The organism is Nocardia altamirensis NBRC 108246 (genome assembly GCF_001612685.1).
Lineage (GTDB): Bacteria > Actinomycetota > Actinomycetes > Mycobacteriales > Mycobacteriaceae > Nocardia > Nocardia altamirensis.
In genome coordinates this window covers 18,697-41,949 of record NZ_BDAY01000070.1, presented here as the reverse complement: position 1 = coordinate 41,949, position 23,253 = coordinate 18,697, and the positions used below count along the sequence as shown (strand labels likewise).

Here is a 23,253-nt window from a genome sequence, read left to right as displayed (position 1 = left end):
TTAACCGGAGTTCGCACACCACGGTAGTATGAACGGGTGGCCGTGAGCTCCGGTACGACGAGGTTCTATGGTATGCCCAGGCGTATGGGCGACTTGGTTCCTGCGTCCGCCGTCGCATGCCGCGTTTTGTACAGCGTCAGGACGGTCGGTCGCATGGCCGGTCGGCGAGGTTACCCGCAGCCGCACCGCAGTGGCGGTGTCGCAGCACAGAGCGCTCGGACGGACGAAGTCCGGCCGCCGCACCTTTAAGGAAGGAACACTCCGATATGACCACAGAGGCCTACATTTACGAGGCCATCCGCACTCCGCGCGGCCGCGGCAAGAAGAACGGCTCGCTGCATTCGGTCAAGCCGATCGACTTGACTGTTGGTCTGGTCCAGGAGCTGCGCGGCCGTTTCCCCAACCTCGACGAAGACCGGATCTCGGATCTGATCCTCGGCGTCGTCAGCCCCGTCGGTGACCAGGGCATGGACATCGCCCGCACCGCGGTCACCGTGGCGGGCCTGCCGGACACCGTCGGTGGTTTCCAGCTCAACCGGTTCTGTGCCTCCGGCCTCGAGGCCGTCAACCTGGCCGCGCAGAAGGTGCGCTCCGGCTTCGACGACCTGGTCATCGCCGGTGGTGTCGAGTCCATGTCCCGCGTGGCGATGGGCTCCGACGGCGGCGCGTGGGCACTCGACCCGGCCACCAACTACGACACCTACTTTGTGCCGCAGGGCATTTCGGCCGACCTGATCGCGACCATCGAGGGCTTCAGCCGCGATGACGTCGATGCCTACGCGGTGCGTTCGCAGGAGCTGGCCGCCAAGGCCACCACCGGCGGCTACTTCGCCAAGTCGATCGTTCCGGTGAAGGACCAGAACGGCATCGTCGTGCTGGACAAGGACGAGCACATGCGGCCGGGCACCACGGCCGAGGACCTCGCCAAGCTGAACCCGTCCTTCGCCGTGATCGGTGAGATGGGTGGCTTCGACGCGGTGGCGCTGCAGAAGTACTACTTCGTCGAGAAGATCAACCACGTGCACCACGGCGGCAACAGCTCGGGCATCGTCGACGGTGCCGCGCTGGTGCTGATCGGCACCGAAGAGGCGGGCAAGGCGTCCGGCCTCACCCCGCGTGCGCGCGTCGTCGCGACCGCGACCAGCGGCGCCGACTCGACCATCATGCTCACCGGCCCCACCCCGGCCGCCAAGAAGGCGCTGGCCAAGGCGGGTCTGACCCTCGACGACATCGACCTGGTCGAGATCAACGAGGCGTTCGCCTCCGTGGTGCTGAAGTTCCAGAAGGACCTGAACATCCCGGACGAGAAGCTGAACGTCAACGGCGGCGCGATCGCCATGGGCCACCCGCTCGGCGCCACCGGCGCGATGATCACCGGCACCATGGTCGACGAGCTGGAGCGCCGCAACGGCCGCTACGCGCTGATCACCCTGTGCATCGGCGGCGGCATGGGCGTTGCCACCATCATCGAGCGCGTCTAACCCCAACCGACAGCTGAGAATCACGGCGGCATGAGCGTCAGGCCCGGAGGCGGAAGCTTGCGTAACCACGCAGGGCCCGTGAATGCCGCCAATTAGACACAGGAGACACAGAGCTGTGACCAGCACCGAAACCAACATGATCGGTTGGGAGCAGGATTCGGACGGCATCGTCACTCTGACGATGGACGACCCGAACCAGGGCGCCAACACGATGAACGAGCTGTACAAGACGTCGATGTCCGCGACCGTCGACCGGCTCGAGGCCGAGAAGGACAGCATCACCGGCGTCGTGCTGACCTCGGCGAAGAAGACCTTCTTCGCGGGCGGCGACCTGAAGAACATGATGAAGGTCGGCCCGGAAGACGGCCAGGCCCTCATGGACGAGCTCGGCACCATCAAGAGTGCGCTGCGTCGGTTGGAGACCCTCGGCAAGCCGGTCGTGTCCGCGATCAACGGTGCCGCCCTCGGTGGCGGCCTGGAGATCACGCTGGCGACCCACTACCGGATCGCCGCCGACGTGCGTGGCCTGAAGATCGGCCTGCCCGAGGTGAAGCTCGGCCTGCTGCCTGCCGGTGGCGGTGTCACCCGCACCGTGCGTATGTTCGGTCTGCAGAACGCGCTGATGCAGATCCTGCTGCAGGGCAACGAGTTCAACGCGACCAAGGCCAAGGAGATCGGCCTGGTCAACGAGGTCGTCGGCACGGTGGAGGAGCTGGTCCCTGCCGCCAAGGCGTGGATCAAGGCCAACCCCGAGGGCGGCGTGCAGCCCTGGGACAAGAAGGGCTACAAGATCCCCGGCGGCACCCCGTCCAGCCCGGCGTTCGCGGCGAACCTGCCCGCGTTCCCTGCCAACCTGCGTAAGCAGCTCAAGGGCACCAACATGCCTGCGCCGCGGGCGATCCTGTCCGCCGCGGTCGAGGGCTCGCAGGTCGACATCGACAACGCGTCGCTGATCGAGTCGCGCTACTTCGTGCACCTGCTGACCGGTCCGGTCGCGAAGAACATGATCCAGGCGTTCTTCTTCGACCTGCAGGCCATCAACAACGGTGGTTCGCGGCCCAAGGATGTCCCGAAGAAGGACATCAAGAAGATCGGCGTGCTCGGCGCGGGCATGATGGGCGCCGGCATCGCGTACGTCTCCGCCAAGGCCGGCTACCAGGTCGTGCTCAAGGACCTCACCATCGAGGCGGCCGAGCGTGGCAAGAACTACTCCGAGAAGATCGAGGCCAAGGCCCTCTCGCGTGGCAAGACCACGGCGGAGAAGTCCAAGGCGCTGCTCGACCTGATCACCCCGTCGGCCGACGCCAAGGACTTCGACGGCGTCGACTTCGTGATCGAGGCGGTCTTCGAGAACACCGAGCTCAAGCACAAGGTGTTCCAGGAGATCGAGGACATCGTCACCCCCGACGCGCTGCTCGGCTCGAACACCTCGACCCTGCCGATCACCGGCCTCGCGGCCGGCGTGAAGCGTCAGGAAGACTTCATCGGCATCCACTTCTTCTCGCCCGTCGACAAGATGCCGCTTGTGGAGATCATCAAGGGCGAGAAGACCTCGCCCGAGGCGCTGGCCAGGGTGTTCGACTACACCCTCGCGATCAGGAAGACCCCGATCGTCGTCAACGACAGCCGCGGCTTCTTCACCTCGCGCGTGATCGGCACCTTCGTCAACGAGGCGATCGCCATGCTCACCGAGGGCATCGAGCCCGCGACCATCGAGCAGGCCGGTCTGCAGGCGGGCTACCCGGCCGCGCCGCTGCAGCTGTCGGATGAGCTGAACCTCAAGCTCATGCAGAAGATCGCCAAGGAGACCATCGAGGCTGCCGCGCACGGCGACACCACGATGGGCGCCAAGAAGCACCCGGCGCAGGAAGTCATCGACTACATGGTCGGCGAGGGTCGTCCTGGCCGCCTGGAGAAGGCGGGCTTCTACGAGTACGACGAAGAGGGCAAGCGCACCGGTCTGTGGCCCGGCCTGCGTGAGCACTTCAAGACGACGGCGGACTTCGGTGTGCCGCTGCAGGATCTGATCGACCGCATGCTGTTCGCGGAGGCGATCGAGACCCAGAAGTGTTTCGACGAGGGCGTGCTGGAGACCACCGCCGACGCCAACATCGGCTCGATCTTCGGCATCGGCTTCCCGGCCTGGACCGGTGGTGTGCACCAGTTCATCGTCGGCTACCCGGGTGGGCAGGCCGCGTTCGTCGAGCGCGCCGACTACCTCGCCAAGACCTACGGCGAGCGCTTCGAGGCTCCGGCTTCGCTGCGTAAGTAAGGCACCAACGGCAAAGCCCGCCATCGCGATTCGCGGTGGCGGGCTTTCGCCGTTTCGGGGCGCGTTGTCCGGCGCGTTGGGGTGTTGTTCACCTGCCGGTACCGCATCGTGGTTAGCGTATCGCGGGTGCGAGGACGTGGACAGGTCAGACGTGGGCAAACGCTGTTGGTCGCGACCGTCGCGGTGGCGCTCGGTGTGACGCCGGCGGCGACCGCGGTGCCGGATCAGGGTGCGGCTGCGGCGGGATCCGCGGTGCGGTTGCTCGGCGAGCGGGTCGTCCCGAACAACCTGGATTTCCATGGCACCTCGGTCGGCGGCCTGTCCGGGATCGACTTCGACACGCGCACCGGCGATTACGTGCTGATCAGCGACGATCGCTCGGAGCGCAACCCGGCCCGGTTCTACACCGCGCGCTTCACGGTGGACGAGAAGGGCGTCGGCCCGGTGGAATTCACCGGAACCCGACCGCTGCTGACCGCCGCAGGCGCCGCGTACGCGCCGAAGTCGGTTGACCCAGAAGAGATTCGGGTCGATCCGTGGACAGGTGACTACTTCTGGACGCAGGAGGGGGACCGCACCGACACCGTGCTCGCCGATCCCTCGGTGCGTATCGCTCGGGCGGACGGCGCGTTCGCGGCCGAGCTGCCGATCCCGGACAACGAACGGATGCGGCCGAATTCGGGTCCTCGGCAGAACATGGCCTTGGAGGGAGCGACGTTCGCCGCGGGCGGTTCGCTGTTCGTCACGGCGGTGGAGGGTCCGCTGCTGCCGGACGGTCCGCTCGCCACCACGACGGCGGGCGCCACCTCGCGAATCACGGTGCAGGCCAGGACCGGTCAGCTGCTGGCTCAGTACGCCTATCCGATGGATCCGGTCTTCGCCGAGTCGAGCCCGCTACCGGGTACCGGCATGAACGGCATCACCTCGGTGCTGGCCGTCGACCCGGTCGACCCGACGAAAATCCTGGTGCTGGAACGGTCTTTCGTCGCCGGGGTCGGCAACAAGATCAAGGTGTACGAGGCTGACCTCGGTGCCGCGACCAACATCCTCGACGCGCCGATCGGCACGGCCAGCCCCGCGACCAAACGTCTGCTCGTCGACCTGTCCGACGTCGGCCTGTCCGCCATCGACAATGTCGAGGGCATGACATGGGGTCCGCGCCTGTCCTCCGGTGAGCGCACGCTGATCCTGGTGAGCGACAACAACTTCGCGGACAACCAGATCACCCAGTTCATCGCACTCGCGGTGCGCTAGTGCCCCGTCCGGGAACGTCGGCGCGACCTTCCCGGATGTGGCATCAGGTTCGCGACCATGTTTCGGACCAGGCACTCCGGATCCCCGGTAATCAGTTGGTGCGCAAGTCTTCTGTTGCCTCGCGAAACGCGTCGGCCGCGCGGCTGAAGTAGTCGAAAAGCATCTCCCGCTGTTCGGGGGTGTATTCGCTGATGATCTCGCTGATCCGGCGGCGGGCCGGAGCCAGCACCGCGTCCAATTCCGCTGGCGTGCCCACCAATTCGACGAGCACCTTGCGGCGGTCGCCCGGCACGGCGACGCGCCGCGCGTACCCCGCGTCTTCCAGGCGATCGATCAGCCGTGTCGTCGGCCCCGTCGTCAGTCCGCTGCGAGCGCCGAGTTCGCCCGGCGTCATCGGCCCGGTCAATTCCAGGATGTTCAGCGCGTACAGATCGGTTGCGCCGAGGTCGACGGCCCGCGCGCCTGCCTGTCCGTGCAGCATGACCGCGCTCAGATAGCGCCGGTAGACCTCGCTCGCATCCGAACGCATGGGGGGTGTTGACACGGGATACCTCCAGCTCCGAATCTCTTCTTATACGAATAAACTTCTTATATGAAGAAAGATCTTCTAAGAAGAAATCTAGCACGGAGGACATCATGCGCAGCAACGACACGGTCCCGACGCCGGCGCGGTGACCAGCAGGGGTGACACCGACAAGGGCGAGCGCAAGTCGCCGTCGGACCTGTCGAAGACGCAGACCTACCCGCTGGTCCGCACCGACGGTCGCTGGCAAATCGCGGCCTTCCACAACACCAAGCGGCAGAATGTAATGGAGCGGATCTCGTTCCTGTTCGCGCCGATACGAGGCCGGCGGCCGAGCGCTGACCGGCCGAATTTTCCGGAGGGTAGAGGTGGGAAATCAAGCTGTTTCGAAACTTCTCCCACCGGATGCCGCACCGCGCTACGTTGGAGTATGCGCAGACATATCGGACATCGCGAGGGTAACCGGGGTGTCCGGAGGTCGGCGCACCTGTTGGTCGCCGGTGACGCCGATTCGATGTGAGTTCGAGGTGGTCACATGAATCCACGGACGCGTTCGGGGAAGGTCAGCCCGGACACGACCTCGACTGACTCGGACACCCAGCGCCACGGACCCATCGGAATCGCCGACGAACTGGAGGCGATGGGCCTCTCGGAGGCGAAGGAGATCGGCCGAGGCGGCTTCGGGGTGGTCTATCGCTGCATTCAGCGGGCAATCCAGCGGGTCGTCGCGGTGAAGGTGCTCTCCTCGGAAATCGAACTGGAAAGCCGCGAACGGTTTCTGCGCGAAGAACAGGCGATGGGCAGGCTGTCCGGCCATCCGAACATCGTCGACATCCTGCAGGTCGATGTGACCGCGACCGGACTGCCGTTCATCGTGATGCCGTACTGCACCCGCGGCTCGCTGGAGCAGGTTATCCGCGACCAAGGGCCGTTGACCTGGTCGGACTCATTGCGGGCCGGAGTGAAGTTGGCGGGTGCGATCGAGAGCGCGCATCGGGCCCAGATCCTGCACCGGGACGTCAAGCCTGCCAACATCCTGCTCAGCGGCTACGGCGAGCCACAGCTCACCGACTTCGGCATCGCCAGGATCCCCGGCGGCTTCCAGACCTCGAGCAGCCTGATCACCGGCTCGCCCGCCTTCACCGCGCCCGAGGTGCTCAAGGGCGACGAGCCGACCGTCCGCTCCGATGTGTACGGCCTCGGCGCAACGCTGTTCGCCCTGCTCACCGGGCATGCCGCGTTCGAGAGGCAGGCGGGGGAGAAGGTGGTTGCGCAGTTCCTGCGGATCACCACCCAGCCGGTGCCCGATCTGCGCGAGCACGACATCCCGCCCGACGTGGCCGACGCGATCCAGCAGGCCATGTCCCCCGACCCCGACGACCGCCCGCCGACGGCCTACGACTTCGGCCAGCTGCTGCGCTCGGTGCAGCGCGACCACGAGCAGATGCCGGACGAGATGGCGCTGCTGGAAACCGTGGCCGCCCCGGAACCGATCGAGCACTCCGACGATTCCTCGACCGACACCAAATCCAAACCCGCGGTGACGGCCAGGCGCAGCTGGCCGCTGACGTTGCGGCCCGCCGTGTCCCAGCACACCGGGGCGACTGGCTCGGCCGCCACCCTGCCGCCGACCGCGGCCACCAAATTCCGTCCGCCCACCCCGGCCCGCGAGCCGATGGCGCGCCCCCGGCTGCTGGACATCCTGCGCGCTGGCGGTCGCCGCAGGCTCGCGGTGATCCACGGGCCCGCCGGTTTCGGCAAGAGCACGGTGGCCGCGCAGTGGCGGACCGACCTGACCGAGCGTGGCATCCCGGTGGCCTGGATCAGCGTCGATCACGATGACGACAACGAGATCTGGTTTCTCGCGCATCTCATCCAGGCGATCCGCCGCGTCCGACCGGACGTCGGCACCGGACTGGATCAAGTGCTCGAGGAAAGGCCCGCCGACGCGGCGACTTTCGTGATCACGACGCTCATCGACGAGATCCATGCCGGCGGTAGCCCGCTCGTCGTCGTGGTCGACGACTGGCATCGGGTCACCGACGCAGGCGCGCACCGCGCGATGGATGCCTTGCTGCACAACGGATGTCACCATCTCCGGTTCGTGGTGACCAGCCGGGAGCAGTCCGGCCTGCCGACCGGCCGGATGCGGGTGCACGACGAGCTGGTCGAGATCTGCTCGGCGGACCTGCGCCTGACCGTCGAGGAGATCAGCGAGGTCCTGGTGCAGCGGCACGGATTTCCGGTCACCGAAGCGCAGGTCGCCGAGATCCACGCGGCCACCGACGGCTGGCCCGCCGCGATCCAGCTGGTCAGCCTGTCGCTGCGGGGCAACCCCGACCCGGCCCAGCTGATCGCCAATCTGTCCCAGGGCAATCACGGACTGCGGGAGTACCTCGCCGAAAACGTGCTGGACACACTGGAACCCAGGATGCTCGAGTTCCTGATGTCGATCTCGGTGACCGAGCGGGTGAGCGCGTCGCTGGCCTACGCACTGTCCGAAGACGAGGAGGCGGGACAGCTGCTGGAGCAGGCCGAGCAGCGCGAACTGTTCCTGCGCAGGATCGAGCACGACCCTGAGTGGTTCCGGATGCAGCCACTGTTCGCCGAACATCTGCGGGCGCGGCTCGACCGCGAGCATCCTGGCCGCTTGAAGGCGCTGCACCGCAAGGCATCCCGCTGGTATGCCGAGCATCAACTGCTGCGCAAGTCCGTCGATCACGCGCTCGCGGCCACCGACCTGAAGATGGCGCTCGACCTGCTCGAGGGTGGCGGCATGGACCTCATCGACCGGTCCAGGCTGGCGACCCTGCTCGGCACCGTCTCGAAACTGCCGATGCAGCAGGTGGCTTCGCGGTCCAAGTTGCTGATGGCGGTGGCGCGGGCCAACGTGAACCTGCAGCAGTCCGGCGCGGCGCGCTCCGCACTCGGTCGCCTGTCGAACCTGCTCGCGCGGGGCGCGGGCACCGAAGAGGACGTCGATCAGCAGCGGTGTCAGGCCGCCGTGCTCGGCGCCGCCGACCAGATCGCGCGCGATCACACCGACGGTGTGCTCGAACGGATCGCGGACTGCCTGAAGAACCCCGAGGAGCTCCCCGCCTGGACTGTGTCGACCGCCGCGAACCTGACGTCCTTCGTCCGGCTGTGCGAGTTCGACTTCGACGGCGCCCGCGAGATCCAGGACTGGGCCACGGAATACCACGCCAGGTCGAAGGATCCGCTCGGCGCGGTCTTCGGGCTGTGCGGGCGCGGCGCCGCCGCCTACGAGCAGCTCGATATCCCTACCGCGACAGCGTGTTTCCAGGAGGCGTGGGAAGTCGCCAAGTCGCGGTCCGGTCCGCGCTCGCATGCGGTCCGGGTGTCCGCCGCGCTGCTCGGTGAATTGAACTACCGCCGAGGCGATCTCGACGCCGCGGACCAACTGCTCGACGAAAGTCACCAGCTCGTCGCCCGTGTCGGCCCGCCGGACTTCCTGATCTCGACGTTCGTCATCGGCGCCCGCGTCAAAGCGGTGCGCGGCGACTTGTTCACCGCCGCAGCACGGCTCGACGAGGGCGCTCGCATCGCCGCCGACAACCGCCTGTACCGGCTCGCGGCCCACATCCGCGCCGAACGCCTCCGCCTCGGCCTTCCCCTCGACCCCGCGGACTCCATCCCCGAGGCCGCCGAACCCGCCGCGCCACTGAAACGGATCACCGGCGCAGCCGTGCTCGCCGCGGAAGCGGAAGAAATCGCAGGCATTCGCGCCCTGCTCGGCGAAGGTCGGCTCGGCGCCGACGATCGCGCCGTCCGCCGGGCTCGCGCGCTGCACGGCCGCATGCTCGAAAAGCGCCGCCCCCGAGCCAAACTCGACGCCGCCCTGCTCCTCGCCGAATGCCTGGCCGCCTCCGGCTGGGTCGGCGAGGCCACCGGCCTGCTCCTGCCCGCCGCCGCCACCTGCGCCGACCTCGGCTGGACCCGCCCACTCCTCGACGCAGGCCCCGGCGTCGTCTCCATCCTCCGCGTCCTGCACGCCGAAATGCCCACCGCCGCAGCCCACACCGGCGACATCGAACTCCCCGCCCGCTTCCTGGACGAACTCCTCGGCTGAATCCGACACGTCGTCGATCAAGGCGAGCGGTCGGTATTGCCGCTTGCCTCCCACGTAATGGCACTGTCGCGGTCTCAAGAACCAGCGTGTCCGCGGCGACTACCTGGCATGACGATGTTCTCGGCCGCTGATGGCCCCACCGTGGCGAGTTGGGTCATTGTGGTGGCGCCGGTATGTTCCTTGATCCTCTATCGGCTCATCGACTGTGTGCGAGACTGGCAGCGGCACTTGATGGCTCGGATGATCGTGCGGGAAGCGCCGGTCGGCACCGTGGTCAGGAGTGTCACCCGCCGCGGCAATGCGGTGTCGGCTCTTGTCGTCGAGGTCGGCGACGGGCCCCGGCGCCTACCACCGGAGCCCGTGGCGCCACCACGAGAGATCCGAGCCAGATGAGCGATTCCGAAGCCCCTTCCGAGGAGTATCGGTTCGACGAGATATTCCGGCTGTACTCGCCCGCGGTGTTCCGGTTCGCGTTGCGGGCATTCCGCGGGGACAGCGATCAGGCACAGGAGATTGTCCAGCAGGTATTCATTGCTGTGTGGCGGCAATACGACCGAGACTTCAAGAACACGTCGATCCTCGACGCCATTCGGCTGATCATGAAGATAGCGGCGCGGCGGGTGATCGATGCGTGGCGGAAGAACACCAGGTCCGAGGTGCTTGTCAGCGAGTACCTCGACACCGATACGCCGATGCTCGGACCGATACCGGGGCAACGAGACCCGCTGTTGCGGATCATCGATGATGCCGATCTCGAAACATTTCGGCGGGTACTCGAAGACGGACTGACCGAGACCGAGTACCGGGTAGCGATCATGGCATGGGAATTCGGGCTGCTGGACCGCGAGACTGCCGAAGTGCTGGACTGCACGGTCTCGACGGTGCAGTCTCACAAGAGCAGGGCCCGTAAGAAGATCGAGGCGATCATGAACGGTGAGCGAGCGCACCTCACGTTCGATGACGTCGACACGCTGATGGCGCCGATGTCGTCGCGCCCGCCGGAGAATCGGGGCCGGGATACTCGGACGAAAGGGGTGACGCCGGCATGAGTACTGACAAGAACGACCGCTCGTCCGAGCCCGTACCGGTCACCCGGGCATTCACCGATCTGGACGGTTACCTCGCCGAGCGGGATGCGGCCTACACCTACGACACGGAAGCCGGACTGGCCGAGCTCAAGAGGCGGGTCGCGACGGAGTCCGACGCCGCTGCCGAACCAGCTCCGGGCAGCGAAGGGGCAGGCGATTCCGTCCATCCGAGCGTGCAGGTGACCGACGCGATGATGGTCAGTTCGGTCTCACCGGAATTCGCGTCCCGGATAGCGAGGCAACCCGACGCCTGGCGGTTGAGCTGGTTGCCTGACCGGACGCTGACCTTCGCTCAAGCACTCGCCGGGATGGAACTGGACGCGATCCTCAGTGATCCGGAGGTGGCGAGCGACGAAGTCGCACATGGTCGCGCCGCCGTGCTCGCCGACCAGTTGGGCATTCCCTGGCAGCATGCGGTCGCTCTGCTCGCGCAACGGATGAATCAGTGGCTCACCGAACCCCGAGACCGTGGCAAGTTGCCGGAAGCTGAACGCCGCGAACGTGGTCGACAGGCGCCACGGCGGGAACTGATCGATCGGTGGCTCGCCTGAGACCGGCCAGAATCGTTCGCGTGCAGGATGTTCCGGGTGCGACACACGGTGGTGAGATCCCACTGTGGGGATGGGGGGAGTGATAGACAGGGAGGGAACGAACCGATCTCATCGGGAGGTTCTGATGCGTGCGCTGGACTGTGCTTCCTGCGAATCCGCTGTCGATCACTGCCATGGCACCCTCGTTGTGCATGCGGGCAGGCTGACGGAATGCACTGACGGGGATTGTGTCGACGTCGACTACGTGCGGCATACCTTTGTGGTCGAGTGCGGGGACGTCGCGGGCGGGTGCGGGTGTGCCGAGCCCGACGTGGCCCGCCGCCGCGCCTGACCAGCCCCGTACCCTATCCGGGTGAGCTATGACCACATCTTGCTGCCGTCCGGTGTCGCGTCATCGATCACCGAGGTCGACGCCTATTTGAGTACGCAGATGGGATTGCCCCAGGAGGGAGCGGTCGCGCAGATCGCGGCGGAGTTGAACAAGCACAACGATGCCGTGCCCGAGGCGGACAGCTTCCTCAGCGTCGCGCCGTTGGGTGGCGCCCCGACCGGGGCGGTGCTCGAGGTGCCGTGCCCGTACGACGCGATCGGGTTCGTCCGGCAACTGGTCTTCTCGATCGCGACGCCGCTCGGCTACGCGGTCTACGACCCGCAGCTGACCTGGTTGATCGATCCGGCCGGGCATGTGCCTGCCACGGTCACCCACGGCGGCGCAGGCGAATTCCCTTATCTGACGAAAACCCTTGCCGATCAGTGGGTTTCCGAACTGTCCCCGCCGAATCCGTATCTGGTGGTGGAACGGGACGAGCAGGTCTACATGCAGACTTACCGGGAGAAGACCGGCGCGTTCACCCTCGAGTACCGGGATGGCTCCCCGGACAAGCACTTCGGCACCACGGTGCTCGACGCGCCGACGGTGTCCGCGCTCATCTGGGATTGGGCCACCGACGACCGCACCAGGATGCAGACGCTGCCCTGGTCCCGCGTGGAACTCTGAATCACTGGTTCTGCACCGCGAGCCGCCCGGCCAACGCGATGAAGGAGGCGCCGAACACCCGGCGCATCCAGGTCACCACCGCGGGCCGGGAGATGACGTGGCTGCGGACCGCGGCCGCGCACACCCCGTAGATGGCGAACACCACGAACGTGGCGAGCATGAAGATCCCGCTGAGTTCGAGCATGCGCGCCAACGCGTTCGGCGATCCGTTGGGCACGAACTGCGGGAGGAAGGCGAAGAAGAAGATGGTCAGCTTGGGGTTGAGCACGTTGAGCAGCACCGCGGAGGTGATCACCTTGCGGGCCGACTGCGCCTGCCCCGCAGTGTCTTCGGGCACGGCGAGTACGCCTTTGTCACGAAAGGTGCTCCACGCCATGTAGATCAGGTAGGCGACGCCTAGGTACTTCAAGGTCTGGAAGGCGACCGCGCTCGTATTGAGCAGCGCGGCAAGGCCGGTGATCGCCGCGATCATGTGCGGGACGACGCCGAGCGTGCAGCCGAACGCCGCGATCACGCTGGCCTTCGTGCCACGCGCCAGGCCGGCCGCCAAGGTGTACAGCGCGCCGGTGCCGGGGGTGGCGACGATGACGAGCGTGGTCAGCATGAATTCGATGCTCATCTCCCGCACAGTAACCCGCGCCTGAGATATCGCAAGCCCCGTGGATTCGGGGCTCGCTCCGGACGAGGCGCTAGAGCGCGCGCCGTCCCGACAGCGCGCGGCCGAGCGTCAGCTCGTCCGCGAATTCCAGGTCGCCACCCATCGGCAGCCCAGACGCCAGCCTGGTCACGCTCAGGCCGGGGAAGTCGCGCAGCATCCGCACCAGGTAGGTGGCGGTCGCCTCGCCCTCGGTGTTCGGGTCGGTCGCGATGATCACCTCGGTGACGTCGACGCCGTCCTGCTGATTGCCGATGCGCGCCAGCAACTCTCGGATCCGCAACTGGTCCGGCCCGATCCCGCTGAGCGGATCGAGCGCACCGCCGAGCACGTGGTAGCGACCACGGAACTCACGGGTGCGCTCGATCGCCTGCACGTCTTTGGGCTCTTCGACCACGCAGATCATGGTGCGGTCGCGGCGCGGGTCGGCGCAGATGCGGCACAGTTCGCCGTCGGAAACGGTGCCGCAGGACACGCAGAACTGCACGCCGTCGCGCACCTTCTGCAGGGCAGCCTGTAGCCGGTCGATCTCCGGCGGTTCCACCTGGAGCAGGTGAAAGGCGATGCGCTGCGCGCTTTTCGGACCGACGCCGGGCAGCTTGCCCAACTCGTCGATCAGATCCTGAACCGGACCCTCGTACAACGGCTATGTCCTCGTAACTATCAGAAGTCCGGCAGCCCGGGCAGCGAGCCGCCGCCGAGCCCACCCGAGAGCGGTCCGAGCCGATCAGCCGCGAGCTGCTGCGCAGAGGCCATCGCGTCGTTGATCGCGCCGATCACCAAGTCCTGCAGCGTGTCAACGTCTTCCGGATCGACCGCTTTCGGATCGATGGTCAGCGCGACGACCTCACCACTCGCCTTGATGGTGACCTTGACCAGCCCACCGCCCGCCTGGCCTTCCACCTCGGCCGCGGCGATCTCGGCCTGGGCTTCCATCACCGCCTGCTGCATCTGCTGTGCCTGGGCGAGTAATTGCTGCATGTCGAACTGACCACCGGGTTGCACGGCATGTTCCTCTCTGGGGAAAGTGTTCGTTGCCAGCCTAGTCCTTCGGTCGCGCGCGACCGGGAGCCACCACGATCGCCCTGCGGCCCGCTGCTCCGCCCGCAACCTTCCCGACCGGTCGTTATGTGTTTGTTGCATGACTGGTAACAGGTTGAGTACGTCCGGTTTCAGAGCCACAAGATCGCCTTACCATCGGAGGTAGGTCGGGAGACCGGTGCGGCGATTCTGGAGTACAGCAATGGCAATCCGAGCACGTTTCCTGCGCATAGTGGTGCTATCCCTGGGGGTCCCCGGCTTCGTCTTCGGCGTCACCGGCCCTTCGGCGCTCGCCGATGCCGGCGTCACCGCCGTCGCCGCGGACTACGGCGGCGGCTGCGTCCTCTACCCCGACAACCGGGCCGCCACCATCGACGCGTTGCGCTTCCGATGTTCGGCGGCACAGCAGGACGCGGTGTTCCACGACGCGGAGCGCGGCGCGGCGCCGATGGGCGTGAAGGACGGCTGGGTGACCAGACCGCCGAACATCCAGGGGATCTCCGCCGGGCTGTGGATCGGCAAGGTCTTCTACACCGGGCCGGACGGCGGCCTGCTGACCAACCGCGTCACCGCGGCGGGTTACGAGGCCTTCCCCGCGTACGTGTACAGCGCGCCCGCCAAGCTGGACGGCGCACCGACCTGGGCACTGGACTACGCGCCGTCGCCGGTGCCGCAGATCTACGACGAGATCAGAGAGATCACCCCTGGCGTGTGGTTCGGCTACTCCTGGTGGCGTGGCGCTGTCCAGGACGTCATCCTGCTGACCTTTGTGCTGACCTGAGCTACTACCCGAAAAGTTGACTCTCCCCCCGCTGGAGGGTGTTCGCTGAGTGACATGACAGCGACCGTCTCCATCGGGGAGTTCGCCAGGCTGACGTATCTCACCGTCAAGACGCTGCGGCACTACCACGACATCGAACTGCTCGAACCCGTCGCGGTCGACACCGGCTCCGGCTACCGGCGCTACTCGACCGACCAAGTGGCCCAGGCACATCTGATCCGGCGCCTGCGCCAGCTCGATATGCCACTGCCCGAGATCAAGGCTGTGCTCGCCGCCCCGGACACCGATTCCCGCGATGCCGCTTTACGCGCGCATCTGGCCCGCATGGAGGCCGAATTGGTGCGCACCCGTGCGGTGGTGGCGTCGCTGCGCTCGCTGCTGACCCCGGCCGCGCCGATCTCCGTCGAATACCGCTCGATGCTCGCCTTCCCTGCCCTTGCGGTTACCGAGACGGTCAGCAGGGCCGATATCGGCCCGTGGTGCGCGGCCTCGTACCCGCTGCTGCATCAGACGCTGATCGCGGCGGGCATCGCCCCCGACGGTGTCGACGGCGCCACCTATTCGATGGACTTCTTCGAGAACGACATCGGCGAAGTGATTGCCTACGTGCCTGTCCCGGCGACCGCGTGGATCGAACCGTTCGATCGGGTCTCGATCGTCGAGCTGCCCGCGCGGCGCTTCGCCACCGCCATGCACCTCGGCCCGCTCGACGACTTCGATCGCACCTACGGCGCATTGGGCAGCCATGTCGCCGAACACGGTGGCGCGCTTGCCGAACCGGTCCGCGAGCGCTACCTGGTCAGCCCCGGCGACAACGACGATCCCGACACCTACCGCACCGAAGTCTGCTGGCCGATCGGCCTGCTCTGAGAATGAGGAGAACCCATGACTCTGTCCATCGCCCATGTCACCGTCGACTGTCATGACGCCGCCACACTGGCCGGATTCTGGTCCGCGCTCCTGGATGTGCCGGTCGACGCGGAGGCGAGCGAGTATTTCGCCACCGTCGGGCGCGCGGCCGAGGCCACCCCGGTGCTGATGTTCATCAAGGTGCCGGACAAGACGCCGGGCAAGAACGTGATCCACCTCGACCTGGCCGCCGACGACTGGCAGGAGCAGATCGATCGTGCAGTCAGCTTGGGCGCCAAGCACGTCGGCGATTTCGAGGAGTACGGCGGGAAGTGGGCAACGCTGGCCGATCCGGAGGGCAATCTGTTCGATATCGGCGCGAAATAGACACTGGCGCAAATAAGTAGAGCCCGGCACACAGTGCCGGGCTCTACTTTGTCTGTGCGTCAGGCGAGTTCGCGCTGCAGATTACCGAGCACCTCGGCCTGGATCTTCTTCAGCCCGAGCGGCGCGAAGATGCCCTCGAAGATGCCCGCGACGCCGCCTGCGCCCTTCCAGGTGGTGCGCAGCGTGACCTGCGCGCCTGCGCCGTCCGGGGTGACGGACCAGGTGTTCACCAGGGTGGAATTCGAATCCCGCTCGGTGACAATCGAATCGGACACCGTCACGACCGCGTGCACGTTGCGCGACCGCTTCTCGGTGGCCTGCAGCGTCCATTCGGCCACGGTGCCCGCGCCTTTGCCGCCTTCGACGACCTTGTAGTCGCGGTAGTGCGACGACAGAATCCGCGGCCGCACCGCCTCGTAGTCCGCGATGGCCTCGAGGGTGCGCTGCGGATCCGCCGCAACGGCGATCGAACTACTGGCGCTGACCTGTCCCACAATGAGCTCCTTGTCCCGGGTACGTTGTGTGGCCTCTAGCCTTCGCTTCTCGCGAACACTCCGATGGCCTCGAGCCTTCGTTCTCGCAAGTGCTTCGACTCGATCGGTGTCTATCCTGCCCTGTGGCCGCCCCCAGGCCCATACTGGTCGAAACGTGTGGCGAACTTCTCCGACGGCGCCGGTATTCCACTTCGCAACATATGCGTGACATTTCTCCCCACACGGTGCCCTCACGGTGGTCTCACACTGGGGTGCGTACTAGCGTCGAGGGGTGGCAGTGAGTCTGTTGGGGAAGGCCGGACACGCATCGGTCGCACACGAATCCGGATTTCCCGCGCATCGGGCCGGAGTGGAACGCCTCTTGGCGAGTTATCGCGCCATTCCCGGAGACGCCACGGTGCGGCTGGCGAAGAAGACCTCCAATCTGTTCCGGGCGCGGGCCAAGAATCCCGCTCCCGGCCTCGACGTGTCGGGGCTGGCCAAGGTGATCGCGGTGGACCCGGTGGCCAAGACCGCCGACGTGGCCGGGATGACCACCTATGAGGACCTCGTCGCCGCAACGCTGCCCTACGGGCTTGCGCCGCTGGTGGTGCCGCAGCTCAAGACGATCACGCTCGGCGGCGCGGTCACCGGACTCGGCATCGAATCGACGTCGTTCCGCAGCGGTCTGCCGCACGAATCGGTGCTGGAGATGGACATCCTGACCGGGGCAGGCGAGATCCTCACCGCGACGCCGGACAACGAGCACGCCGACCTGTTCCGCGGTTTCCCGAATTCCTACGGGACCCTGGGCTATTCGGTGCGGTTGAAGATCGAGCTGGAGACGGTGCAGCCGTACGTCGCACTGCGGCATGTGCGCTTCCACGACCTGCGCGAGCTGGAGCGGACGCTCGCCGCCATCGTCACCGAGCGGTCGTACGACGGTGAGCAGGTGGATTACCTCGACGGTGTGGTGTTCACCGCCGACGAGAGCTACCTGACCCTCGGACGGCAGACCGACGAGCCGGGCCCGGTCAGCGACTACACCGGCATGGACGTCTTCTACCGGTCCATCCAGCACGATGCGGCGCAGCCCAAGCGCGATCGGCTGACCATCCTCGACTACCTGTGGCGCTGGGACACCGACTGGTTCTGGTGCTCGCGCGCCTTCGGCACGCAGAACCCGAAGATCCGCCGGTTCTGGCCGAAACGCTACCGGCGCAGCAGCTTCTACTGGAAGCTGATCGCGCTCGACCACAAGTACGACATCGCCGACAAGCTGGAGGCCCGCAAGGGCAACCCGCCGCGGGAACGGGTTGTGCAGGACATCGAGGTGCCGGTGGAACGCACCGCCGACTTCGTCGAATGGTTCCTGCGCGAGATCCCGATCGAGCCGCTCTGGCTGTGCCCGCTGCGGTTGCGCGAGACCGGCGCGCCCGCGACCGCATCGACCGAGCGCACCTGGCCGCTGTACCCCCTCGAGCCCAACCGCACGTACGTCAACGTCGGTTTCTGGTCGGCCGTCCCCACGACGCCGGGGCAGCAGGAAGGAGCGGCCAACCGTGCGATCGAACGCACGGTGACCGACTTCGACGGTCATAAGTCGCTGTACTCGGATTCCTATTACGACAAAGATGAGTTCGCGGCGCTGTACGGCGGCAATACCTACACCGAACTGAAGAAACGCTACGACCCAGACCAGCGGCTGCTGGATTTGTATTCGAAGGCGGTGCAACGCAAATGACGACATTCAAGGACCGTTCCGATGTCTTAGCTGATCTCGGGACCAAACTCAGCATTGCCGAGATTTTCGAGACACTCGTCGATGGTGAGGTGCCGATCCGGCTGACCGCCTACGACGGCAGCTCGACGGGGCCCGAGGACTCGAAGTACGCGCTGGACATCAAGACGCCACGCGGCATCAACTACCTGGCGACAGCACCCGGCGATCTCGGCATGGCCAGGGCGTACATCGCGGGCGACATGACCGCCACCGGCGTCCACCCCGGCGACCCGTACGACATCTTGAAGGCGATGGAGAGCCTGAAGTTCCGTCGCCCGTCCGCGTTGGCGCTGGTCACCATCGCGCGTTCGCTCGGATGGGAGCGGCTCAAGCCGATCGCGCCGCCGCCGCAGGAGACGCTGCCGCGGTGGCGCCGGATCGCGCTGGAAGGCCTGCGGCACTCCAAGACTCGCGACGCCGAGGCGATCCACCATCACTACGACGTCTCGAACACCTTCTACGAGTACGTACTCGGGCCGTCGATGGCCTACACCTGTGCGTGTTACGGCGACGAGGACTGGACGCTGGAGCAGGCGCAGGAGAACAAGTACCGGCTCGTCTTCGAGAAGCTGCGGCTGAAGGAAGGCGACCGGCTGCTCGATATCGGCTGCGGCTGGGGCGGCATGGTCCGCTACGCGGCCAAGCGCGGCGTCAAGGTGATCGGTGCGACGTTGTCGGCCGAGCAGGCGGAGTGGGCGCAGCAGAAGATCGCCGAGCAGGGGCTGTCCGAGTTCGCCGAGGTCAGGCACTCCGATTACCGGGATATCCCGGAGAGCAACTTCGATGCGGTGTCCTCGATCGGGTTGACCGAGCACATCGGTGTGCACAACTACCCGTTCTACTTCGAGTACATCCAGAGCAAGTTGCGCGACGGCGGCCTGTTCCTGAATCACTGCATCACCAGGCCCGACAACACCAGGACCACCAAGGCCGGTGACTTCATCGACCGCTACGTGTTCCCGGACGGCGAGTTGATCGGTTCCGGCCGGATCATCTCCGAGATCCAGAACGTCGGACTCGAAGTGCTGCACGAAGAAAACCTGCGCGAGCACTACGCCCTCACCCTGCACGAGTGGTGCAAGAACCTGGTGGAGAACTGGGATGCCTGCGTCGCCGAGGTCGGCGAGGGCACCGCCAAGGTGTGGGGCCTCTACATGGCAGGTTGCCGACTCGGCTTCCAGCGCAACGTCATTCAGCTCCACCAGGTCCTCGGTGTCAAACTCCCCTCCGACGGCGACTGGACCGTCCCCCTGCGCCCATGGTGGCAGCCCTAACAAAATCGCCCTTCTCGCCGAAGCGTCCCGTGATCGAACCCGATCACGGGACGCTTTCGGTTTGCCACCGCCCTCACCGCCTCAGTAATGGCGGCCAGGGTCGCGGGCGGGCCGCAAACCGTTCGGGCAGCTCAAGGATGCTGTCTAATGGAGGGATGGGCATCAAGGTGTCGCTCGAGCACCGGACGCTGTACACCTTCGATCGGTTGGTGGAGATACATCCGCATGTGGTGCGGCTGCGCCCTGCGCCGCATTCGCGGACCAAGATCGAGGCGTACTCGATGCGGGTGACGCCTGCCGAGCACTTCTGTAATTGGCAGCAGGATGCGTTCGGGAATTTCCTTGCGCGGCTGGTGTTTCCGTCGCCCGCGCGGGAGTTGTCGATCACCGTCGGGTTGGTCGCCGACCTCGAGGTGATCAACCCGTTCGACTTCTTCGTCGAGGACGCTGCTGAGCACTATCCGTTCCGGTACAGCGCGGAATTGCTCGCGGATCTGGAGCCGTATCTGCGTCCGGTGGACGAATCGGGGCCCGGCTCGGGGCCGGGAGAGCTGGTGCGGGCGTGGGTGCGTGCACATCAGGCGGTCGGCAACCCACGCACCATCGACTATCTGGTCACCGTCAATCAGGCGTTGCGGCACGACGTCGGATACACGATTCGGCTGGCGCCCGGGGTGCAGTCGCCTGATCACACGTTGCGTGAGGCGCTCGGGTCGTGCCGGGACTCGGCGTGGCTGTTGGTGTCGATCCTGCGCGAGTTGGGGCTGGCCGCACGCTTCGTGTCGGGGTATCTGGTGCAACTCGCCCAGGATGTGCCGTCGCTGGACGGTCCGTCGGGACCGCAGGCCGACTTCACCGATCTGCACGCGTGGACCGAGGTGTATCTGCCCGGCGCAGGGTGGGTCGGGTTGGATCCGACGTCCGGTCTGTTCGCGGGGGAGGGGCATATTCCGTTGGCGGCGACGCCGCATCCGGTGTCCTCCGCGCCGATCACCGGTGCGACCGGGCCGACCGGCGCGACCATGGATTTCTCCAACACCGTGCGACGGTTCCACGAGGACCCGCGGGTTACGTTGCCCTACACCACTTCCCAGTGGGAGCGGATCACCGCGGCAGGCGCCGCGGTCGACGCCAGGATGGCGGCCGACGAGGTGGGGCTGACCGTCGGCGGCGAACCGACCTTCGTGTCGATCGACGATCAGACCGCGCCGGAGTGGACCACCGAGGCCGACGGCACGCACAAGCGGGAGCGCGCGGTAGATCTCGTGGATCGGCTGCGGCGGATCTATGCGCCGACCGGGCTGGTGCAGTACCGGCAGGGCAAGTGGTATCCGGGAGAACCGTTGCCGCGCTGGGAGATCGCCGTGGCGTGGCGCGCCGACGGGGAACCGGTGTGGACACATCAGGAGCTGCTCGCCGACCCGTGGACGCCGCTCGGATATGCGGCGGCCGAACGGAATACACCGCCGGGTCAGGAGCCTGTCGCTACCGGGCTTGCTCCCGAGCCGCAACGAGCAAGTGCCACAACAACTGGGGAAAACGGGGCGACAGCGCCGGACCAGGGATCGGTGCCGAACAATGCGCCGACCCGAGCCACGTTGTCGCCGGAGCCTGCCAGTCAGGCGGCCGCGCCGGTGGATGGCGGCGCACGGCTTGCCGCGGCGCCGCGGCGGGCGCAGGTCGCCGAACCCGACTCGGCCCGAGCCGTGATCGCGCATGTGGCGGCGAGCCTCGACCTGCCGGACGAGCAGGTCCGCCCGGTGTATGAGGATCCGCTGCTCCGCCTTGCCGGGAAAGTCCGTGCCCCAGTGGGTGATCCGGTCGACCCGGAGGACGATCTCGAGCCGGGGCTCGACTCCGCGCAGGCGCGCAAGGAACTGCTGACCCGGCTCGACACCGAGGTCAGCGAACCAACCGCTTATGTGCTTTCGCTGTTTCGCCGCGACGACGGTTCCGGCTGGGCAAGTTCGGACTGGCGGATGCGGCGCGGCGCATCGGCGGATCAGCCGGGCGGCCGAATTGTCTTGACCGAGGGGGATTCTCCGGCCGGGTTGCGGCTGCCGCTCGATTCCGTGTCCTGGCGTACTCCGCGCCGCCGCCCGGACAGCGATCCGCTGATCGCCGAGCCGTTGACGGTGCACCGAGCCGAGCCGCCCGCCGTGGTCGCACCCGCCGACTGGGAGCCGACGACCGCGCTGGTCGCCGAGGTGCGTAACGGCAGACTGCACGTATTCCTGCCGCCCGTCGAGGAACTCGACGCTTTCCTCGACCTGGTGCGCCGCGTCGAAGCCGCCGCGGTGGCGGTGGGGAGCCCGGTGGTGCTCGAGGGTTACGCGCCACCGGTCGATGCCAGGCTGCGGACCTTCTCGGTGACCCCGGACCCTGGGGTGATCGAGGTCAACGTGCAGCCGACCGTCTCGTTCGCCGATCAAGCCGAGTTGCTGTCGACGCTGTACGAGCAGGCGCGGCTGGCCAGGTTGAGCACCGAATCGTTCGATGTCGACGGCACGCACAGCGGCACCGGCGGTGGCAACCACATCACGCTCGGCGGTGCGACGCCCGCGCGCTCGCCGCTGCTGCGCCGCCCGGATCTGCTGGTGTCGATGCTGACCTACTGGCAACGGCATCCGTCGCTGTCGTACCTGTTCGCCGGGCGGTTCGTCGGCCCGACCTCGCAGGCGCCCCGGGTGGACGAGGGACGCGAAGAAGCGCTGTACGAGCTGGAGATCGCGTTCGCCGAGATCGCCAGGCTCGGTGCGCAGGCGGGTCACGCGCCGTGGCTGGTCGATCGTGCGCTGCGCCACCTGCTGACCGACCTCACCGGCAACACGCACCGCGCCGAGTTCTGCATCGATAAGCTCTACAGCCCCGAAACCGCAAGGGGCAGGCTCGGATTGGTGGAGTTGCGCGGATTCGAGATGCCGCCGCATTTCCAGATGGCGATGGTGCAGTCGCTGCTCGTGCGCGGCCTGGTCGCCCGGTTCTGGTCGGAACCGTTGCGGGCGAAGCTGATCCGGCACGGTGCGAATCTGCACGGGCGGTATCTGCTCCCGCATTTCGTGCTCGCCGACATCGCCGAGGTCGCCGCCGATCTGCGCGACCACGGCGTCGATTTCGAGGTCAGCTGGCTGGATCCGTTCACCGAGTTCCGGTTTCCGCGCATCGGCACGGTGCTGCTCGGCGATGTCGAGCTGGAGCTGCGTGGCGCCATCGAACCGTGGCACACGCTCGGCGAGCAAACCGTCGCGGCAGGCACCGCGCGGTATGTCGACTCGTCGGTGGAGCGGCTACAGGTGCGGCTGGTCGGCGCGGATCGCGACAGGCAGGTGCTGACGTGCAACGGCATGCCGGTCCCGCTGCTGGCCACCGACAAGGCAGGCGTGCAGGTGGCAGGCGTGCGCTATCGGGCGTGGCAGCCGCCGAACGCGCTGCACCCCTCGATCACCGTCGACGTGCCGCTCGTCTTCGACCTGATCGACACCGAAACCGGGTTGTCCCGCGGCGGCTGTACCTACCACGTTGCGCACCCTGGTGGCATGGCCTACGCGGAGCCGCCGGTCAACGCGGTGGTCGCGCAATCGCGGCGCAACCGGCGCTTCGAAGCGGCAGGGCACACCACGGCGCGCGTGGACCTGGGGGAGCTACGTGCGAAAATGGCAGCACAATCCACGGACGGCGGTGTGCAGGGCATCCTCGATCTGCGCAGAGCGCGGACCGTCTGGGGATTGGTCAGCGACCGTTAGCACGTCTGCAG

Annotated in this window: 18 protein-coding genes; 13 read left to right on the top strand and 5 right to left on the bottom strand. The window is 66.7% G+C overall.

Annotated elements, in window-relative coordinates; genetic code table 11:
• The first annotated feature begins 266 nt into the window (after window positions 1-266).
• The 3 genes from NA11_RS31760 to NA11_RS31750 all read left to right on the top strand — a co-directional run bounded on the left by NA11_RS31760 (window position 267) and on the right by NA11_RS31750 (window position 5,007).
• On the top strand, window positions 267-1,481 hold the full coding sequence (locus NA11_RS31760; protein WP_069165731.1) for an acetyl-CoA C-acetyltransferase: 1,215 nt from the start codon (window positions 267-269) through the stop codon (window positions 1,479-1,481).
• A 136-nt stretch (window positions 1,482-1,617) separates the two neighbouring features.
• On the top strand, window positions 1,618-3,753 hold the full coding sequence (locus tag NA11_RS31755) for a 3-hydroxyacyl-CoA dehydrogenase NAD-binding domain-containing protein (RefSeq protein ID WP_245746310.1): 2,136 nt from the start codon (window positions 1,618-1,620) through the stop codon (window positions 3,751-3,753).
• 126 nt (window positions 3,754-3,879) lie between these two features.
• Window positions 3,880-5,007, top strand: a complete 1,128-nt coding sequence (locus NA11_RS31750; RefSeq protein WP_218023413.1) for an esterase-like activity of phytase family protein — start codon at window positions 3,880-3,882, stop codon at window positions 5,005-5,007.
• A 91-nt stretch (window positions 5,008-5,098) separates the two neighbouring features.
• Here the strand turns inward: NA11_RS31750 and NA11_RS31745 are convergent, their stop codons facing one another.
• Entirely contained in the window at window positions 5,099-5,551 is a 453-nt protein-coding gene (locus NA11_RS31745) for a MarR family winged helix-turn-helix transcriptional regulator (protein WP_218023412.1), read from the bottom strand.
• Between the two features lie 514 nt (window positions 5,552-6,065).
• Between NA11_RS31745 and NA11_RS31740 the strand changes: the two genes are divergently transcribed.
• The 4 genes from NA11_RS31740 (at window position 6,066) to NA11_RS31720 (ending at window position 12,256) form a co-directional block, all read left to right on the top strand.
• Window positions 6,066-9,620 carry a serine/threonine-protein kinase gene (locus tag NA11_RS31740; RefSeq protein ID WP_069165728.1) on the top strand — a complete coding sequence of 1,185 codons (3,555 nt, stop codon included), beginning with the start codon at window positions 6,066-6,068 and terminating at the stop codon, window positions 9,618-9,620.
• Between the two features lie 389 nt (window positions 9,621-10,009).
• The gene (locus NA11_RS31735; RefSeq protein ID WP_069165727.1) at window positions 10,010-10,669 is read left to right on the top strand and encodes an RNA polymerase sigma factor; all 660 of its coding nucleotides are present in this window, start codon (window positions 10,010-10,012) and stop codon (window positions 10,667-10,669) included.
• Complete coding sequence (locus NA11_RS46180; protein ID WP_069165726.1) at window positions 10,666-11,259, top strand: hypothetical protein; 594 nt, start codon at window positions 10,666-10,668, stop codon at window positions 11,257-11,259. The genes NA11_RS31735 and NA11_RS46180 overlap by 4 nt, the downstream gene beginning before the upstream one ends.
• Before the next feature lie 352 nt (window positions 11,260-11,611).
• Window positions 11,612-12,256: a hypothetical protein gene (locus NA11_RS31720; RefSeq protein ID WP_069165725.1), complete on the top strand. Its 645-nt coding sequence runs from the start codon at window positions 11,612-11,614 to the stop codon at window positions 12,254-12,256.
• A 1-nt stretch (window position 12,257) separates the two neighbouring features.
• On the opposite strand, the gene NA11_RS31715 is transcribed toward NA11_RS31720, so the two are convergent.
• The 3 genes from NA11_RS31715 to NA11_RS31705 all read right to left on the bottom strand — a co-directional run bounded on the left by NA11_RS31715 (window position 12,258) and on the right by NA11_RS31705 (window position 13,916).
• Window positions 12,258-12,875: a LysE family translocator gene (locus NA11_RS31715; protein WP_069165724.1), complete on the bottom strand. Its 618-nt coding sequence runs from the start codon at window positions 12,873-12,875 to the stop codon at window positions 12,258-12,260.
• Between the two features lie 70 nt (window positions 12,876-12,945).
• Window positions 12,946-13,554 (bottom strand): recombination mediator RecR, encoded by a 609-nt coding sequence (gene recR / locus NA11_RS31710; RefSeq protein ID WP_069165723.1) that lies wholly within the window; start codon window positions 13,552-13,554, stop codon window positions 12,946-12,948.
• Between the two features lie 20 nt (window positions 13,555-13,574).
• Window positions 13,575-13,916 carry a YbaB/EbfC family nucleoid-associated protein gene (locus NA11_RS31705; protein WP_069165722.1) on the bottom strand — a complete coding sequence of 114 codons (342 nt, stop codon included), beginning with the start codon at window positions 13,914-13,916 and terminating at the stop codon, window positions 13,575-13,577.
• A gap of 238 nt (window positions 13,917-14,154) precedes the next feature.
• Here NA11_RS31705 and NA11_RS31700 point away from each other — a divergent pair, with 238 nt between their 5' ends.
• From NA11_RS31700 to NA11_RS31690, 3 genes are read left to right on the top strand one after another with little or no spacing between them, the layout of a single operon-like run.
• Window positions 14,155-14,733 (top strand): hypothetical protein, encoded by a 579-nt coding sequence (locus tag NA11_RS31700; RefSeq protein ID WP_069165721.1) that lies wholly within the window; start codon window positions 14,155-14,157, stop codon window positions 14,731-14,733.
• 54 nt (window positions 14,734-14,787) lie between these two features.
• On the top strand, window positions 14,788-15,603 hold the full coding sequence (locus NA11_RS31695) for a MerR family transcriptional regulator (protein WP_069165720.1): 816 nt from the start codon (window positions 14,788-14,790) through the stop codon (window positions 15,601-15,603).
• A gap of 15 nt (window positions 15,604-15,618) precedes the next feature.
• Entirely contained in the window at window positions 15,619-15,969 is a 351-nt protein-coding gene (locus NA11_RS31690; RefSeq protein ID WP_069165719.1) for a VOC family protein, read from the top strand.
• A gap of 59 nt (window positions 15,970-16,028) precedes the next feature.
• Here the strand turns inward: NA11_RS31690 and NA11_RS31685 are convergent, their stop codons facing one another.
• Window positions 16,029-16,463, bottom strand: a complete 435-nt coding sequence (locus NA11_RS31685; RefSeq protein WP_069165718.1) for an SRPBCC family protein — start codon at window positions 16,461-16,463, stop codon at window positions 16,029-16,031.
• A 277-nt stretch (window positions 16,464-16,740) separates the two neighbouring features.
• Between NA11_RS31685 and NA11_RS31680 the strand changes: the two genes are divergently transcribed.
• From NA11_RS31680 to NA11_RS31670, 3 genes are all read left to right on the top strand, one after another.
• Window positions 16,741-18,186 carry an FAD-binding oxidoreductase gene (locus tag NA11_RS31680; RefSeq protein ID WP_069165752.1) on the top strand — a complete coding sequence of 482 codons (1,446 nt, stop codon included), beginning with the start codon at window positions 16,741-16,743 and terminating at the stop codon, window positions 18,184-18,186.
• Window positions 18,183-19,499 (top strand): class I SAM-dependent methyltransferase, encoded by a 1,317-nt coding sequence (locus NA11_RS31675; protein WP_069165717.1) that lies wholly within the window; start codon window positions 18,183-18,185, stop codon window positions 19,497-19,499. Before NA11_RS31680 ends, NA11_RS31675 begins: the two co-directional genes overlap by 4 nt.
• Window positions 19,500-19,654: 155 nt before the next feature.
• Window positions 19,655-23,242 (top strand): transglutaminase family protein, encoded by a 3,588-nt coding sequence (locus NA11_RS31670; RefSeq protein WP_069165716.1) that lies wholly within the window; start codon window positions 19,655-19,657, stop codon window positions 23,240-23,242.
• Window positions 23,243-23,253: the final 11 nt, after the last annotated feature.